Source organism: Mycobacterium sp. IDUB_17 (assembly GCF_055419465.1).
The window spans coordinates 14,670-30,644 of record NZ_JBVAXS010000008.1 but is presented as its reverse complement, the minus strand read 5'-3'; the positions used below and the strand labels follow the sequence as shown (position 1 = coordinate 30,644).

The 15,975-nt window shown below is 67.8% G+C and carries 20 protein-coding genes; 6 read left to right on the top strand and 14 right to left on the bottom strand.

The annotated features are described in order from the left end of the window. Positions 1–58: 58 nt before the first annotated feature. Positions 59–1,267 (bottom strand): MCE family protein, encoded by a 1,209-nt coding sequence (locus tag ACZYZ7_RS28355; RefSeq protein WP_135452497.1) that lies wholly within the window; start codon positions 1,265–1,267, stop codon positions 59–61. An 18-nt stretch (positions 1,268–1,285) separates the two neighbouring features. Between ACZYZ7_RS28355 and ACZYZ7_RS28350 the strand changes: the two genes are divergently transcribed. Further along, the gene (locus ACZYZ7_RS28350; RefSeq protein ID WP_463742269.1) at positions 1,286–1,675 is read left to right on the top strand and encodes a sterol carrier family protein; all 390 of its coding nucleotides are present in this window, start codon (positions 1,286–1,288) and stop codon (positions 1,673–1,675) included. Here the strand turns inward: ACZYZ7_RS28350 and ACZYZ7_RS28345 are convergent. Continuing rightward, the gene (locus ACZYZ7_RS28345; RefSeq protein ID WP_135452502.1) at positions 1,672–2,055 is read right to left on the bottom strand and encodes a DUF4259 domain-containing protein; all 384 of its coding nucleotides are present in this window, start codon (positions 2,053–2,055) and stop codon (positions 1,672–1,674) included. The genes ACZYZ7_RS28350 and ACZYZ7_RS28345 overlap by 4 nt on opposite strands. A 58-nt stretch (positions 2,056–2,113) precedes the next feature. Further along, complete coding sequence (locus ACZYZ7_RS28340; RefSeq protein ID WP_463742358.1) at positions 2,114–3,466, bottom strand: DoxX family protein; 1,353 nt, start codon at positions 3,464–3,466, stop codon at positions 2,114–2,116. Positions 3,467–3,677: 211 nt separating this feature from the next. On the opposite strand from ACZYZ7_RS28340, the gene purF reads away from it, so the two are divergent. Then, entirely contained in the window at positions 3,678–5,210 is a 1,533-nt protein-coding gene (purF, locus tag ACZYZ7_RS28335; protein ID WP_450071126.1) for an amidophosphoribosyltransferase, read from the top strand. A gap of 84 nt (positions 5,211–5,294) precedes the next feature. Continuing rightward, a complete protein-coding gene (gene purM / locus ACZYZ7_RS28330) occupies positions 5,295–6,386 on the top strand; it encodes a phosphoribosylformylglycinamidine cyclo-ligase (protein ID WP_450071125.1) in 1,092 nt (363 codons plus the stop codon). 82 nt (positions 6,387–6,468) lie between these two features. Here purM and ACZYZ7_RS28325 read toward each other — a convergent pair whose 3' ends face one another. Next, positions 6,469–6,642 carry a DUF3073 domain-containing protein gene (locus tag ACZYZ7_RS28325; protein ID WP_082940115.1) on the bottom strand — a complete coding sequence of 58 codons (174 nt, stop codon included), beginning with the start codon at positions 6,640–6,642 and terminating at the stop codon, positions 6,469–6,471. Between the two features lie 262 nt (positions 6,643–6,904). Next, positions 6,905–7,999, bottom strand: coding sequence for a CAF17-like 4Fe-4S cluster assembly/insertion protein YgfZ (gene ygfZ / locus ACZYZ7_RS28320; RefSeq protein ID WP_463742268.1), 1,095 nt, complete (start codon positions 7,997–7,999; stop codon positions 6,905–6,907). A gap of 69 nt (positions 8,000–8,068) precedes the next feature. On the opposite strand from ygfZ, the gene ACZYZ7_RS28315 reads away from it, so the two are divergent. Then, entirely contained in the window at positions 8,069–8,947 is an 879-nt protein-coding gene (locus ACZYZ7_RS28315; RefSeq protein WP_463742267.1) for an aminodeoxychorismate lyase, read from the top strand. 246 nt (positions 8,948–9,193) lie between these two features. Here ACZYZ7_RS28315 and ACZYZ7_RS28310 read toward each other — a convergent pair whose 3' ends face one another. From ACZYZ7_RS28310 to lmeA, 9 genes are all read right to left on the bottom strand, one after another. Beyond that, positions 9,194–9,589, bottom strand: coding sequence for a hypothetical protein (locus tag ACZYZ7_RS28310; protein ID WP_463742266.1), 396 nt, complete (start codon positions 9,587–9,589; stop codon positions 9,194–9,196). Positions 9,590–9,849: 260 nt separating this feature from the next. Continuing rightward, complete coding sequence (locus ACZYZ7_RS28305; protein ID WP_450071121.1) at positions 9,850–10,101, bottom strand: hypothetical protein; 252 nt, start codon at positions 10,099–10,101, stop codon at positions 9,850–9,852. Then, positions 10,101–10,772 carry a heme-binding beta-barrel domain-containing protein gene (locus ACZYZ7_RS28300; RefSeq protein WP_135452516.1) on the bottom strand — a complete coding sequence of 224 codons (672 nt, stop codon included), beginning with the start codon at positions 10,770–10,772 and terminating at the stop codon, positions 10,101–10,103. The genes ACZYZ7_RS28305 and ACZYZ7_RS28300 overlap by 1 nt, the downstream gene beginning before the upstream one ends. Positions 10,773–11,006: 234 nt before the next feature. Further along, on the bottom strand, positions 11,007–11,309 hold the full coding sequence (locus ACZYZ7_RS28295; RefSeq protein ID WP_003884652.1) for a DUF1416 domain-containing protein: 303 nt from the start codon (positions 11,307–11,309) through the stop codon (positions 11,007–11,009). Between the two features lies 1 nt (position 11,310). Beyond that, entirely contained in the window at positions 11,311–12,147 is an 837-nt protein-coding gene (locus ACZYZ7_RS28290) for a sulfurtransferase (protein WP_135452518.1), read from the bottom strand. Positions 12,148–12,194: 47 nt separating this feature from the next. Beyond that, the gene (locus ACZYZ7_RS28285; RefSeq protein ID WP_463742265.1) at positions 12,195–12,677 is read right to left on the bottom strand and encodes a DUF4395 domain-containing protein; all 483 of its coding nucleotides are present in this window, start codon (positions 12,675–12,677) and stop codon (positions 12,195–12,197) included. A gap of 91 nt (positions 12,678–12,768) precedes the next feature. Further along, entirely contained in the window at positions 12,769–12,858 is a 90-nt protein-coding gene (locus ACZYZ7_RS28280; RefSeq protein WP_350222965.1) for an Ms5788A family Cys-rich leader peptide, read from the bottom strand. A 29-nt stretch (positions 12,859–12,887) separates the two neighbouring features. Then, a complete protein-coding gene (locus ACZYZ7_RS28275; RefSeq protein ID WP_463742264.1) occupies positions 12,888–13,310 on the bottom strand; it encodes a thioredoxin family protein in 423 nt (140 codons plus the stop codon). Then, positions 13,307–14,122 (bottom strand): mannan chain length control protein LmeA, encoded by an 816-nt coding sequence (gene lmeA / locus ACZYZ7_RS28270; RefSeq protein WP_135452524.1) that lies wholly within the window; start codon positions 14,120–14,122, stop codon positions 13,307–13,309. The genes ACZYZ7_RS28275 and lmeA overlap by 4 nt, the downstream gene beginning before the upstream one ends. Before the next feature lie 160 nt (positions 14,123–14,282). Between lmeA and ACZYZ7_RS28265 the strand changes: the two genes are divergently transcribed. Next, positions 14,283–15,083, top strand: a complete 801-nt coding sequence (locus ACZYZ7_RS28265) for a winged helix-turn-helix transcriptional regulator (RefSeq protein ID WP_450071231.1) — start codon at positions 14,283–14,285, stop codon at positions 15,081–15,083. Beyond that, positions 15,080–15,958 carry a mycothiol synthase gene (mshD, locus tag ACZYZ7_RS28260; protein WP_463742263.1) on the top strand — a complete coding sequence of 293 codons (879 nt, stop codon included), beginning with the start codon at positions 15,080–15,082 and terminating at the stop codon, positions 15,956–15,958. The genes ACZYZ7_RS28265 and mshD overlap by 4 nt, the downstream gene beginning before the upstream one ends. Positions 15,959–15,975 lie beyond the last annotated feature (17 nt).

Genomic DNA, 15,975 nt, shown 5'->3' with positions numbered 1-15,975 from the left:
CGCGTTCACAAATCCCCTTTTCGCGCAAAGACCTCTCCCGAGCAAGATCGTAGAGCGGTCACGGGTTGATCGTGGGCTCACCGATCTGCCGCCCCCAGACATAGTCGGTGAAGATCGGCGAGCCGAGTTCGACATGGTTGTACGGCGCGATCGACAGGCCGGTGTCCATCACCAGATACGGCGCAGGCCACAGGTCCTTGGTGATCGGCTTCCAGCAACCGGGCTTGCCCTCGGGCCCGCCCTTGGCATTGACCCGCGGCAGGTTGTCCGGATACACGTAGGCGTTGCCCACGCCGATGCTCGACAAGGTCCCCGTGCTGTCGAACGAATATCCGTTGTCGCCGCCGAACGTCGCATAGAAGGCGGGGGCGACGTCGTGGTAGTTGCGGATGGTGCAGAACAGCTGCCCCTGATAGTCGTCGAACAGTTTCGACGTCGGGATCAGATCCTGCGCGCCACGCTGCAGGTACGGGCCGCCGCGCTCGAGGATGTCGGAACCGGTCCCGGCGAAGCCGATCGCCGCGATCAGCGCGGCGTCGAGGTGAGCGCGCTGGGAGTTGAAGGTGGCGGCACTGCGGGCGGCGTCGGCCAGGCCGTCGAACAGGTCGGGCCCGGCCGCCGCATACCGTTCGCCGAGATCGGCCAGGGCCGCGATGTCATGGCGCAGCGCGGGCAGGCGCGGGTTCACATCGTCGAGGATCGTGTTGCCGTCGGCCAGCGACTGACCGAATGCACTGCCCAGGCCGGTCAGCGCCTGGGCGGTGGCAGACAGGGTCTGGTTCAGCTTGATCGGGTCGACCTGTTCGGTGATGGCGGTGATGGTCTCGAACAAACTGTTGAACTCGGTGGTGACCGCCGTGACGTCGATCGGCGTTGAGCTCGAAACCGGTTGCGAACTCGGATGTTCCGGTGAGGTGAAGGCCACGTACTTGTTGCCGAACACCGTGGTCGCCTGGATCGAGGTCTGCACGTTGGCCGGCAGCAGGTCCATGTACTTCGGGTTGATGTCGAGCCGCACCAGGGCCCGCACCGGGTCCCCGCCGTCGGTGCTCACCGCGCCCACCCGGCCGATGGGAACCCCGTTGTAGGTCACCTTCGAACCCGGATCGAGAACCAGGCCGGCCCGCGAGGCCAGCAGGGTCAGCGGTGTCCTGGGTTCGAAAGCGCCCCGGAACTGCGCCACGATCAACCCGAGTACCAGCGCCAGGATCGCCAAGAGCACTGCACCGGCCGTGCGATACGGCGGATTACGGTGATCGGCAAACACTTTGCGAGACTCTATGGCATGGCCGCGCGAGGCAGTGTCGATCCACAAAAGACCAGGGCGGCGGTCGCCGCCGTGGCCGACTGGCTGCACGAACCCACCCATGCCGAGCCCACGCGCGCGGAACTGGCCGAGGCGGTCCGGCTGACCGCGCGCACCCTGGCCGCGTCGGCCCCCGGCGCCAGTGTCGAGGTGCGGGTGCCGCCCTTCGTCGCGGTGCAGTGCATCGAAGGGCCCCGCCATACCCGAGGCAACCCGCCCAACGTCGTGGAAACCGATCCCCGCACCTGGCTGCTGCTGGCCACCGGACTGCTCGATCTCGACGCGGCAGGTGCTGCCGTGCAGATGTCGGGATCGCGGGCCGGTGAGGTGGCCCGGTGGCTGCCACTGGTGCGGTTGGGGAGCGCCTAGTCCCGTTCGCGCGTGGCGGCCAGCGCGATGGCCCGCTCGAAGGTGCCGACGAGTACCGCGCGCCGTTCGACTTTGTAGTCGTCATCCGGATCGAGCTCGTCGATGTACTCGTCCCATACGCGCATGTACCGATCACGCCAATCGCTGAGCGCCGCCACCGAGGGAAAGGTTGCACCGACCCTTGGCGGCTCGGCGATCTCGACCAGGATCTCGAGCCAGGCGGGCACCATCGCTCCGCCCCACTCGTCCGGCTCCAGGGCGGAATCGTCGTCCGCATCTGCGAACTGCTCCGCGATTTCGTCGATGATCCGACCCGTCAGTGCGCCCAGCCCGTCGGCCACGGTGTCGCTCTCGAAGTTCCCCGGACCCCAAACTCCCACAAAATCCTCCTAGCAGGGCAGTTGACGTGCTCGACGAGGCTACCGGGATCACCGCGACTCACCGGAAGTAGGGATACTCCTGCACCCAGTGAAAGCCCCGGTTCCGCAGGGTGAACTGGTTGAGATCCAGCCGATCCAGCCAGATCGCGACGTCGCGGCCGGACAACTCGCCGGTCAGTTGCAGCTGCTCAGGTGTCGGCCGGGACGCGGTGAGCGTGGCCAGGGGTGCGCCGTCCGGGCCCGACACCGTGAGGTTGTTCCCGTCGAGCTTGAGCGGTGCGTCCACCAGTTCGCCGCTCATCCGTTGGTAGGTGAGTAGCTCGGGCAGGTCGAAAACGACCCGCTGCCAACGGTACTGATCGGTGGTCAGCGGCGGCGCCGCTGAGCCGTCGACGTCGAAGCGGCTCACCGTCCAGATCCCGTACAGCTCGGGTTTGGCGCGGCCACCGCCGTACTCGCTCCAGCTCTGCCAACTGGTCAGAACACAACCGGCCACCATCCAGATGCCGAGGACGGCCTGTATCCGCGCCGCGATGGTGTTGGCCCGAGCACCGGCGAACAGTTCGGGTTGGACGGCCGGTTCGGTGGTGCGCTGAAGCACCAGGAAGTCGGCCATCCGCCGGAATTGCGGGGCGAGCAGCACCAGACCCATCAACAAGAGATGTCCGGAGAGAATTTTCACCGGCACATCGAAGGTCATGTTCAGCAGGAACACCTGCACCATGCTGGCCACGCCGAGCAGGGCACCCAGCGTCCCGGTCCGCGGCAGGAACAGCAACAACCCGGCGAGCACCTCGACCGCGCCGAGCGCCATCTCGTACGGATAGGAGCTGCCGACCTGCAGCCACAGCACCGACGCCGGGCTGAACTCGCCGTACGGTCGCAACAACGCCGCCAGCGGCGGCGCCGGCATCTGTGTCGGCACCAGCTTGGCGAATCCGTAGAACAACATCTGGCCGGCCACGCACAGCCGCACGAAGGTCAGGAACCAGGCCCACAACCTCGAGTAGTCGTTGCGCTGCCGGTCCAGCCATGACCACACCGCTGTGCCGACGACGGCGAACACCAATAGGCAGAAGACCATCACCCAGATCGCCGCCTGGTCCCCGCTGCCCGAGTCCTGATGCAGAACCGCCTCGACGCCGAAGACATGGCGGCCGACCCAGTCCACCAGCGGGCCCAGCACCGTCATCTGCCACATCACCGCCCGATCCGGCAGCCAGTGCCCCACGATCCCCAGGAAGGCGAACGTGATCTGCGCGAACAACAGACAGAACAGGCCGAAGTACAGGAAGCAGAACCGGAATGCGATCTTCGTCACCTCCGGCCACGGTTGCGGCCGGGCCTCCGCGTCGGAATCGAGGGGATCGGTTGCCGGCTTCTCGGAGAGTTGGCGGGTCACGAAATCCATCCTTGCCGTTGGCATGTAGTGGGTCGATGAGGTTATCCCGACGGATCGGGGTAGGGCTGGCCACACCGCTGCGGACGGGCGCGGGAATGGCGATCGTGGTGCGCGCTGTTGCAAAAGCCGGTGCCAGACCGGCCATTCGATTCTTTTGTTGGCCCACCTGGACCGTAGACTCGGTTATGTCACCAACCGCCGCCCCGGGAGCAGCCCTATCGTGACTGTGCAGGAACTCGACGAAAACGAACCGCGCGAAGAGTGCGGCGTATTCGGGGTCTGGGCCCCGGGTGAAGACGTTGCCAAGCTCACCTACTACGGCCTGTACGCGCTGCAGCACCGTGGCCAAGAAGCAGCGGGCATAGCCGTTTCCGACGGCTCCCAGATCCTTGTGTTCAAAGACCTCGGGCTGGTCAGTCAGGTATTCGACGAGCAGACCCTGGCCGCCATGCCGGGCCACGTCGCCGTCGGACACTGTCGTTACTCCACGACCGGATCCACCACGTGGGAGAACGCCCAGCCGGTGTTCCGCAACACCGCCGCCGGGACCGGTGTCGCCCTCGGACACAACGGCAACCTGGTCAACACCGCCGAACTGGCCGCCCAGGCCCGTGAAGCCGGACTGATCGACCTGAAGGGCGCGCCGGCCGCCACCACCGATTCCGACATCCTCGGGGCGCTGCTGGCGCACGGCGCTGCCGACGCGACGCTGGAGCAGGCCGCCCTGGACCTGCTGCCGACGGTGCGCGGCGCCTTCTGCCTGACCTTCATGGACGAGAACACCCTTTATGCCGCCCGCGACCCGCACGGGGTGCGTCCGCTGGCGTTGGGTCGGCTCGACCGGGGCTGGGTGGTGGCCTCCGAAACCGCCGCGCTCGACATCGTCGGCGCCTCGTTCGTCCGCGACATCGAACCCGGTGAACTCCTGGCCATCGATGCCGACGGCGTGCGCTCCACCCGGTTCGCCAACCCCGAACCCAAGGGCTGCGTCTTCGAGTACGTCTATCTGGCCCGCCCGGACAGCACGCTGGCGGGCCGCTCGGTGCACGCCACGCGCGTCGACATCGGTCGCCGGCTGGCGCGCGAACACCCGATCGATGCCGACCTGGTGATCGGCGTCCCGGAATCAGGCACCCCGGCCGCGGTCGGCTACGCCCAGGAATCCGGGATCCCGTTCGGGCAGGGCCTGATGAAGAACGCCTACGTGGGCCGCACCTTCATCCAGCCCTCGCAGACCATCCGGCAGCTGGGTATCCGGCTCAAGCTCAACCCGCTGCGCGAGGTGATCCGCGGTAAGCGGCTCATCGTCGTCGACGATTCGATCGTCCGCGGCAACACCCAGCGCGCGCTGGTCCGCATGCTGCGGGAGGCTGGGGCGCTCGAGGTCCACGTCCGGATCGCCTCGCCGCCCGTGAAATGGCCCTGCTTCTACGGCATCGACTTCGCCACCCCGGCCGAGCTCATCGCCAATGCGGCATCCGCCGAGCACCCGGGCGAGATGCTGGAGGCGGTGCGGCACGCCATCGGTGCCGACACCCTGGGCTACATCTCCCAGCAGGGCATGATCGCGGCCACCGAGCAGCCGCCCACCCGGCTGTGCTCGGCCTGCTTCGACGGGAATTACCCGATCGAACTGCCCGGCGAGACCGCACTCGGCAAGAACGTCATCGAGCAGATGCTGGCCACCGCGGCCCGCACCGGCGTTCCGCTGCAGTCCGACAACGACAACGCATCGGCGCTGCGCAGGCCCTGAGGTCTTCGCCCTGGCGTCCTTGAGGGGTCCTTAACACCTCCTGCGCTGTACCCCCGCAACAGCGGGGCGGTAGCCTTGCTTGCGATGACTAAGGGCGCCGAACAGCACGGCATCGCCGAAGACAACATGATTTCGTACGCGTCGGCCGGAGTGGATATCGAAGCCGGTGACCGCGCTGTCGAACTCTTCAAACCCCTCGCCGCCAAGGCGACCCGTCCAGAGGTCCGGGGTGGCCTGGGCGGCTTTGCCGGGATGTTCGCCTTACGCGGCGGGTATCGCGAGCCGGTGCTGGCCGCCTCGACCGACGGCGTGGGCACCAAGCTCGCCGTCGCCCAGGCCATGGACAAGCACGACACCGTCGGGCTGGACCTGGTCGCGATGGTGGTCGACGACCTCGTGGTGTGTGGCGCCGAGCCGCTGTTCCTGCAGGACTACATCGCCGTCGGGCGCACCGTCCCCGATCGGGTCAGCGCGATCGTGTCCGGCATCGCCGAAGGCTGTGTCCAGGCCGGCTGTGCGCTGCTGGGCGGCGAGACGGCCGAACACCCCGGGCTGATGGATCCCGACCACTACGACATCTCCGCGACCGGCGTCGGCGTCGTCGAGGCCGACAACGTGCTCGGGCCCGACCGGGTCCGCCCCGGCGACGTGATCATCGCCATGAAATCCAGCGGACTGCACTCCAACGGCTACTCCCTGGCCCGGAAGGTGCTGCTGGATATCGACCGGATGAACCTGGCCGGGCACGTCGAGGAATTCGGCCGCACCCTGGGCGAGGAACTCCTGGAACCGACCCGCATCTACGCCAAGGACTGCCTGGCGTTGGCTGCCGAGACGCAGGTGCGCACGTTCTGCCATGTCACCGGCGGCGGCCTGGCGGGCAACCTGGAGCGTGTGGTGCCCCACGGACTGACCGCAGAACTGGATCGCGGCACGTGGACCCCGGCACCCGTGTTCCAGATGATCGCCCAGCGCGGACGCATCGAGCGTGCCGAGATGGAGAAGACGTTCAACATGGGTATCGGGATGGTCGCGGTCGTGGCCCCCGAGGACACCGATCGCGCGCTGGCCATCCTGACCGCACGGCACCTGGACTGCTGGACGCTGGGAACCGTCAAGAAGGGCGGCAAGGACAGCGTGCGCGCCCAGCTGGTTGGACAGCATCCGCGGTTTTAGGCAGTTAGACAGGTCGCGCTGGTAAGCGACGTGCGCAACCAGCGCGACCTGTATCTAAGTTCTGCGACAGAATGCAGGCGGCTCAGCGCCGCCAGTCGTCCTCGCCCGACCAGTCTTCGGCGTCGTCGTTGACATCGCCGGAATCGGGAGATCCCGACAGCTCACGTTGGAGCTGACTGAAGTCGGTATTCGGCGAGCTGTACTTAAGGTCACGTGCAACCTTGGTCTGCTTTGCCTTAGCCCGGCCGCGGCCCATGGGGGACCCCCTCGCGCAATAACGGAGCGGCCCAATAGCTAGGCGGCTCCGATCTGTGTGTCTTTATTTCCTGCCAACACTTTACCGTGCCCGTCCGAGAAGTGCTGTCAGGCCCTGCCTCGCGGTGCGCGGCTGGGGTCCCGGCTGCCGTGCGTCGTTGCACGGCAACACGACCGTCCCCAAGATCGCGGAATCCGCGCAGTGACGGTCGTCACGTCCTCGGTGACCGAGTGAGCTTACGTGCTGTGAGCGGTTCCACGGCTCAACGCCCCCGGAGGCGGTCGACTGCCGCCCGCCCGGCGCCCGCGGTGGCGTCCGACTCCGGCATGGAATCCGGGTCGATCGCGGCCGGTGCCTGCGCCTCGGCCCCGGCGACCAGCTCGGTTTCGACCGGCAATCCCCGTTTGAGCAGCGCCAACGCGATCGGGCCCTCGTCGGCGTGCTCGACGACTGTGCCGATCCGGCCGACATTGCGCCCGCCGGCAGTCACCGCGTCGCCGGTCACCGGCCGGTCGGAGGAGCCGTCGAGCTGGAGGATCACCAACATCCGCGGGGGTTTACCCAGGTTGTGCACCCGGGCAACGGTCTCCTGGCCGCGGTAGCAACCCTTGTCGAGATGGACAGCTCCGATACCGGGGCCACCGATCCAACCGACCTCGTGCGGGATGGTCCGCTCATCGGTGTCCACACCCAATCGAGGTCGCCCGGCCGCCACCCGGTGCGCCTCATACGCCCAGACGCCCGCCGGCCGGACGCCGGCCTCGGTGAGCTGCCGGGTGTATTCGGCTACCGACGCGCGCGGCACCACCAGGTCCAACTCGATGCCGGAGGCAGGTAGCCGGCGCACGAACCCGCCGCCGGGCAACGCCACCGCCGTCGCCTCCTGCGGCAGCTGCCCGCAACCCAGGGCCTTGATGACCTGCTCATCGGCAAGCCCGGGCCCCAGGAGTGACAGCACCGCCATGTCCGCGGGCTCGATCTGCACGTCGGCCCAGAACACCATCTTGCGCAGATAGGCCAGCAGCGGTTCGCCGCGCCACGGCTCGGTGTCCAGGTAGGTGGTGCCGCCGAGGTCGGTCTGGATCCAGTGGTCTTCGACACGGCCCTGGAGATCCAGGCTCAAGTTCTCGGTGACCGCGCCGTCCGGCAATGCGCTGACGTGCTGGCTGGAGATGCTGTGCAGCCACGTCTGCCGATCCTTGCCGGTCAGTGTCAGGACCGCCCGGTGCGACCGGTCGACCAGAACCGCGGCGCCCGCTGCGGCCCGTTGTTCGCCGAGCGGATCACCGTAGTGCCATACGGCCCCGGCGTCGGGGCTGCCTTCGGGCGTGGGCACTGGTGACGGAAGTGCAGTCATAGGCCAACTCTACGTTCGGCGCTCTTCGCGCCAGCGGCTCACGGTTTGTCACAGCTACGCTTTGGCCCCATGGCAAGCCAACCAGCCGTACTGGTCACTCTTGACGGGCAGCTCCACGACCCCAACGCCCCACTGCTGCATGCCGACGATCTGGCCGCCGTACGCGGAGACGGCGTCTTCGAGACGCTGCTGGTGCGTGACGGCAGGCCCTGCCTGCTGGAGGCCCACCTGGGGCGACTGGCTCAGTCCGCCAAGATGCTCGACCTGCCTGAGCCGGATCGGGACGCCTGGCGGTCGGCCGTGGCGCTGGGGGCGCAGCGCTGGACAGCGGAGAACGACGGCGACGGCGTGCTGCGACTGGTGTACAGCCGTGGGCGGGAGAGCGGCGGGCCGGCGACCGCGTTCGCCACCATTGGAGCCCTGGCCGACCGCGTGGCCGGGGTGCGGCGTGACGGGCTCGCGGCGATCACCCTGGACCGCGGGCTGCCGCTGAACGCCAGCGATATGCCGTGGCTGGCCGCGGGTGCCAAGACCCTGTCCTACGCGGTGAACATGGCTGCGCTGCGGCATGCCGAGCGTCACGGCGCAGGCGACGTGATCTTCGTCAGCTCCGACGGCTACGTGCTGGAGGGGCCGCGTTCCACCGTGGTCATCGCGATCGAAGGCGACGGTGGGCACCCACTGCTGCTCACCCCGCCGCCGTGGTATCCGATCCTGCGCGGCACCACTCAACAGGCGTTGTTCGAGGTGGCGCGCAACAAGGGCTATGACTGCGACTTCCGCGCGCTGAAGCCGGCGGATCTACTTACTGCGCAAGGGGTTTGGCTGATTTCCAGCATCACACTCGCGGCCCGGGTGCACACCCTCGACGGGCGGTCGCTACCTCATGCGCCGCTGGCTGCCGACATCTCAGGCCTGGTCGACGCCGCGATCGTCAGCGATCGCTGACCAGCGAATAAATGGCTTGTCGGGGTGCACGGACGGGGGTAGCTTCGTGGGCACACAGGGAAGGAGGTGGTCCGTCAAAGTGAGTGACTTATGGACATGTGAGGTGGCTGCCCGCTAGCAGCGCCGGGGTATTGCCTGCGCGCGCTGGCGAATTCCCCGCAGCCACCCGGCCCCCGAGCCCTCCGGTCTGTCCAACCAGGTACCAAGGCTCGGGGGCCGCCCCATATCTGGGGTCGGCCGAAACGGTTACTGCTGCGGCGGTTGTGGCGCCAGTGAATGGCAGGCCTGCATGGCGTCGTCCCATTGGGCCCGGTCGATTCCGGGCGGAGGCAACGGCTTGCCGTCCGAATCCAGAGGTGGCGTCGGGGCGCCCGGAGGCGGGGTGGCGCCGGCCGGCGGCGGACCTGGTGGCGCACCCTCCGGTGGCGCCGGGATCCCGTGCTCGGTCAGGCAATCGGTGAACGCGCCATGAGGCGCGGCTGCGGGCGCGGATGCAGCGGCCGACGTTGACTCCGAAGCCGAAGCGGCCGTCGAGGTACCGGGCGACTCCGTGTTCGAACCGGACGAACACGCCACCATGCCGGTGACGAGTGCCGCACCCGTGACGCCGAAAACAGCGGCGCGCAGCGATAACAAGGACACATTTACCTCCTCGGTGGTTGATGCGCGACTGACGCTATGTGGGCTGACTAGGCCCGGGTTATCAGCACACTGGGAGCCGGCTGTGTGATTGGTTGCGAAACGGTGTAAGACCATGACGCCGTAGTCGGGACGCGGCGTACTCCACGAAATCGCAGCAGTTGCCCCGTGCCGTCAGCATGAGGTCGCCGAAATCTGTTGCGGCGATCGGTAATTGGCCCTTGCGGGCTATGGCGCTGCGTGGCGACGCGCAGCGCCGGGCACTAGTTGCTCGGGCCCGGCGCCAGCGTCGAACACGCCTTGGTGGCCTGCTGCCAGGTCTGATCGTCGACCCCGCTCGGCGGCCCCGCGACGGGGCCCGGCGCCGCCGGAACACCGTGCTCGGACAGACAATGCGCATATGTGCCGTGCTCGGGCGGCGGTGAGGTGGGGGCCGGTTGCGGCCCCTCCGACGAACATGCGCCGAGGAACGCTGCTGCGGCAAGCAGACCTGCCGCGATGATCGGCCGGCGCATCAGCCGACAAACCGTGACAGTCGGGCCGACAGGTGCGGTACCAGACCGCCGTCGGCATCCACTCGCTCTTCCACGTAGCCCAGATCGCCGCCGTCGACGATGCCGTAGAGCCGCTTGGCGCCGCCGACGAGCAACCCGGACTTGCTGCGGGCCAGCGCATCGGTGACCAGCTCCCAGGAGGCCTGGGTGAGCGGCTTTCCGTAGAACAGTTCGACATAGCCGGCCGAATGGGCCAGCAGCAGTTCGATGGCCTGTGACTCATCACGGCCGGCCGGATCGTCAGGATCGGTCACGAATCGCCAGAAGCCCGTTTCGCGCAGGCCGGGGGAGTCGTATTCACCCGATTCGGTCAACCGCCAGGACCGGGAATCCCAGTTCAGGTAGTCGCCTCCATCATGGGAAACCACGATCTGCTGGCCGAACCGGTAGTCGCCGTGGGTGTCGCGACCTTCGCCTTCTCCGCGCCAGACGCCGACCAAAGGCAACAGCGCCAGCAGCGCATCGTTGAGTTCCACGCCGTCACGCAGGTTGGCGGTGTCGGCGGGCATCGGGAGGTCGTCGAAGGCCGGAATGTTCCGGGCGGCCGTGGCCTTGGCCCGTTCGGCAGCTGCCGCTACGGCGCGATCACCGGAGCCCGGCTCGGCGGCCGGGGCGTCGCCGCCGGAGGTCACGACTCGTCGGTGACGAGGCGGTACAGCGCGTACAACGCGAACCACGTGATGACCACGACGGCCGCGACGAGCATTATCTCGAAGAAGAGCACCACGGGAGTGAGTCTAGTTCCTAGTCGAGGGTGTCGGCGCCCCGGGTCGGGACGCCCTATACACGCCGAACGTGGGCTTGTGTGCGAGATGCGTGCAAATCCTCGTCCACAAGCCCACGTTCGAGCGGGATCAAGCGATCGATCAAGCGACCTTGACGTCGACCTCGTGGATACCCGCGCCGGTCGGGGCCACGCTGGCGTCGCCGTTGCCCGCGGGGGACAGGGCGCGCAGCGTCCAGGTGCCCGGAGCGGCGAAGAACCGGAAATCACCGGTTGCCGAGGCCACGACCTCAGCGGTGAACTCGTCGCTGGAGTCCAGCAGGCGCACGAAGGCCCCGCCGACCGCCTGGCCGGAGCCGTCCACCACGCGACCGGTGATGACGGTTTCCTTCTCCAGGTCGACGCCGGCGGGCAACGTCAGTCCTTGCTTAGGTGCAGAGCACATATCAACTTCCCAACTCGATCGGGGCGCCCACCAGGGAGCCGTATTCCGTCCAACTGCCGTCGTAGTTCTTCACGTTCTGGTGTCCCAGCAGCTCCTGCAGCACGAACCAGGTGTGCGAGGAACGCTCACCGATCCGGCAGTAGGCGATGGTCTCCTTCTCGCCGTCGAGGCCGGCCGCGGCGTACAGCTTGGCCAGATCCTCGTCGGACTTGAAGGTGCCGTCCTCGTTGGCTGCCTTGCTCCACGGGACGTTGATGGCGCCGGGGATATGCCCGGGCCGCTGGCTCTGCTCCTGCGGCAGGTGCGCCGGTGCCAGGATCTTGCCGGAGAACTCGTCAGGCGAACGCACGTCGACCAGGTTCTTGGCGCCGATCGCGGCGATGACCTCGTCGCGGTACGCCCGGATGCTGTTGTCGAGCGGCTGGGCCGCGTACGACGTGGCCGGACGGCTGACGGCGTCCTTGACCAGCGGGCGCGCGTCGAGTTCCCAGCGCTTGCGGCCACCGTCGAGCAGCTTCACGTCGGCGTGGCCGTACAGCTTGAAGTACCAGTAGGCGTATGCCGCGAACCAGTTGTTGTTGCCGCCGTACAGGACGACGGTGTCGTCGTTGCTGATGCCCTTGTCGGACAACAGCTTCGAGAACTGCTGCTGGTCGACGAAGTCACGCTTGACGGCGTCCTGCAGATCGTCGCGCCAGTCCAGTTTTACGGCGCCGGGGATGTGCCCCTCGTCGTCGTAGGCGCTGGTGTTCTCGTCGACCTCGACAAACACCACGCCAGCGGTATCGAGGTTGTTCCCGGCCCATTCGGTCGAGACCAGGACGTCGGAACGTGCCATGTACGAATTCCTTTCGGTTGCTTGCTATTTCAGATGTCAGGTGGGTGTCATGCAGGACTGGGGGCGCGACGCAGCCGGGCCACCAGCGGGTAGATCTGGCAGCCCAGGCAGATGCCGAAGGCGGCGTTGAGGAAGGCCGCCACCAACGCGAAAGCGGTGGCGGTCAGGCCGAGGGCGGTGATGCCGAAGGCGAACCCTGCGGTGCCCACGGCGGCGAACACGAAGCCGACCAACTGGGCGAACTTCAGTGGCGGCACCGGTTCACGCTCGGTGACCGGGGCCAGCCGCGGCGCGATGAACGTGGCAAATACGCGGCCGTACGGATGCCGGCGGGGGCCGCCCACCGCGCCGATGGCGAACACCACCGCCTGGGCGCCCAGCAGCACCGCGGCCGCGGGCTCACTCACCCCGGCGACCAGCAGCGTCGCGATCAGTACCGCGGTGGTGACCCAGGCCGCGAACCGTGGCCCCCGCACGTCGACCTGGGCAGGCCGACTGTCAGCGATGGGTGGGGTCGATATCGATGCCATGAGAACGAACTCCTGTTGTTGTAGAAGGTCTGATGGTGTGCAGGCTCAGGGCACAAGGCCCGAGCGGGCGCGCGAAAGCGCGCGGCTGCCCTCAACAGCAACAACAACAGCAGCAACCCGCAACGCGGCACAGATCAACTGCGCGGCGCTTCGTGAGCACAAGCTCAAGGCGGGCTGACACGAGCGACAGCTTACCCAATAACCGCGGGGTCAGGCCAACAGTGGTTCCAGCGCCGAGCGCAGGTCAGCGGCCTTGGGGACCCCGCTGGTGCGGTACCGGGGCCGGCCGTCGCGGTCGAAGATGATGGTGGTGGGCAGCGACAGGACCGAAAGCCGCCTGGCGGCTTCGGGATTGGCGTCCATGTCGATTTCCACGTGAGCGACTTCGGGTAGTTCGGCGCAGACCTGGTCGACGACTCGTCGCACCCCGGCGCAGGGTCCACACCATTCGGCCGAGAAATGCAGGACCGTCGGGCCCGTGTGCGACAGCCCGAGGTCACTGGTGTCGATGTTGGCGGCTTCCTCGCCCGCCCTGATCATGCCGGCGCGCAGCGTGATCAAGCGGCCGATCACGTAGGCCACCCCGAGTGCGGCGATCAGCACCACGATCACCAGCACCATCGAAGAGCTCATGATTGTCTGAACCCCGCCAGGTCGATCGTTACTCCCGTGGCGATGCCTTCGATGATCACGTCGGATCCGCGGGCGCCCGCGGTGGTCGGGGCGATCCCGAACGGCAGCTTCTGACCGGTGATCGTGTGGCTGAACTCGGACAGGACCGCCGCGGTCTTCTCCTCGGGCACGGGCTCGTCGGCGGTACCCGGGCCGGTAAGGATCCCGGTCGCGGTCAGCACCAGGGTGGTGTCGTCGCTGTCGGCGAAGGACAGGTCGACCGAGACACTGACCCGCTTGTCCATTCCGGAGCCCTTGGGAGTCCCGGTGAACACCAGCCCTTGACTGCTGGAGATGCCGGACTCCGTGGTGCCCCCGGTGGCGTCGTTGGTTTCCCGCGAGGGAGCCTCCACCAGCAGGTCATCGATGCCCATGAACCTGCCGATATGGGTGGAGTCGATGATGATGCGGCTCTCGGTCTTCCTGACCGGCAGTTTCGCGTCGGGGCGGATCAGCCAGGACGAGTCGGTGAGGTCGATGCCGTGCAACGTGGCCTCCAGCGAGGCCTTGCCGACCACGGGATGGTCGACGCCGGCGGCCCGGATCTCGATCTCCTTGTAGCGGTGGTTGCTGACCTGGGTGAGGAACGGGAATCCCAGGATGGCCACCCACGGGTCCCAGTTGAGGTTGGCCGCACTGCGTACGTTGCGGGCGAGCCGGTACTCGGCGTAGATCGCCGAACCGAAATCGGCCCCGACAACCCCGACGACGAGCGCGGTCACGGTCGCGGCGAGCCCGATCAGCAGTTTGCGCACCGCCACATTGTCGCCCACAGCCGCCGGGTCGAAGCGCTCGGCGCGGCTAATCAGCAGGTGAGGCGTTATCGTTAGATCACTAAAGGCCGGTAACGGCTACATGTCAGTCATGAATCCGACCGTGTGGACATCGGGGTCCGGGCGATCGTGGGAAGTGATTGCCGGCGCGCCGGAGGACCTGTTGGATCTACTGCTACTGACCGTCGACCCGCACCCCGAGGCGGTCCTGCCCTCCCTGGCACTGCTGGCCCACACTGTGCGCACAGCACCGACCGAGGTGTCCTCGCTGCTGGAAGCGGGTAGTGCGGATGTGGCGATCGTCGACGCCCGTACCGATCTCGCGGCTGCTCGCGGCCTGTGCCGACTGTTGGGAACGACGGGTACCTCGGTCCCGGTGGTGGCGGTCATCAACGAGGGCGGGTTGGTGGCGGTCAACCACGAGTGGGGCCTGGACGAGATCCTGCTGCCCGGTACCGGGCCGGCCGAGATCGACGCCCGGCTGAGGCTCCTGGTGGGCCGACGCGGAGGCGGCGCCAACCAGGAGAACGTCGGCAAGATCACACTCGGTGAGCTCGCCATCGACGAAGGCACCTACACCGCACGCCTGCGTGGGCGTCCTCTCGACCTCACCTACAAGGAATTCGAGCTGCTCAAGTACCTCGCCCAGCACGCCGGGAGGGTCTTCACCCGGGCGCAGCTGCTGCAGGAGGTGTGGGGCTACGACTTCTTCGGCGGTACCCGCACGGTCGACGTGCACGTCCGTCGCCTGCGCGCCAAGCTCGGCCCCGAGTACGAATCGCTGATCGGCACCGTCCGCAACGTCGGATACAAGGCCGTGCGCCCGTCGCGCGGCCGCGCCGCCGCCGCCGAGGCGAGCGGTGCCGCCGAAGCCGTGCAGGACGGCCACGGCGACGACGACTTCGACCCGATGACCGACGACGTGGACGAGCCGTTGGCCGGGCGGTTGCCCAGCCAGTGACCGAACTCGACTGGCGTACGCGGCTGTCCGAAGCCGAGCAGACCGGGATCCGTGCACTCATCTCCGCAGCCACCGCGGCCGACGGCGTCGCCCCGGTGGGCGATCAGGTGCTGCGCGAGCTCGGCCACGACCGCACGCGCCACCTCCTGGCGACCGACGGCGCAGACCTCGTCGGGTACCTGAATCTGGCCCCGGCCGGCGACGCGGACCCGGCGATGGCCGAGCTGGTGGTGCATCCGCAGGCCAGGCGCCGCGGCGTCGGTGCGGCGCTGGCCCGTGCCGGGCTCTCCGAGGGCCCGGCAGGCACGCGAATCTGGGCCCACGGCAATCTGGAGGCGGCCCGGGCGCTGGCGGCCGCATTGGATCTCCGATCGGTCCGCGAACTGCTGCAGATGCGTCGTCCGCTGACGGACCTGCCGCCGCTGCGCACCGCCGAGGGCGTGCGGATCGCCACCTACGCGGGGCCCCGCGACGATGCAGAGCTCCTGCGGGTCAACAACGCCGCGTTCGCCTGGCACCCGGAGCAAGGCGGCTGGACCGAGCAGGACATCGCGGAGCGGCGCAGCGAGCCGTGGTTCGACCCCGAGGGGCTTTTCGAGGCGTTCGACGAACGCACCGGGGCGCTGCTGGGCTTCCACTGGACGAAAGTCCACGACGGCGATCTGGGCGAGGTTTACATCGTCGGGGTCGACCCGTCGGCTCAGGGCCGGGGTCTGGGTTCGGTGCTCACCCTGGTCGGTCTGCACCACCTGGCGGGCCGCTCGCTGGAGACCGTGCTGCTTTACGTCGAGGCAGATAACTCGGCGGCCGTGGCGACCTACCGAAACTTGGGTTTTGAGGTGTTCAGCGTCGACGTGGCGTACGCCGTCGGTTAACCCGTTTAGCTGTGAAC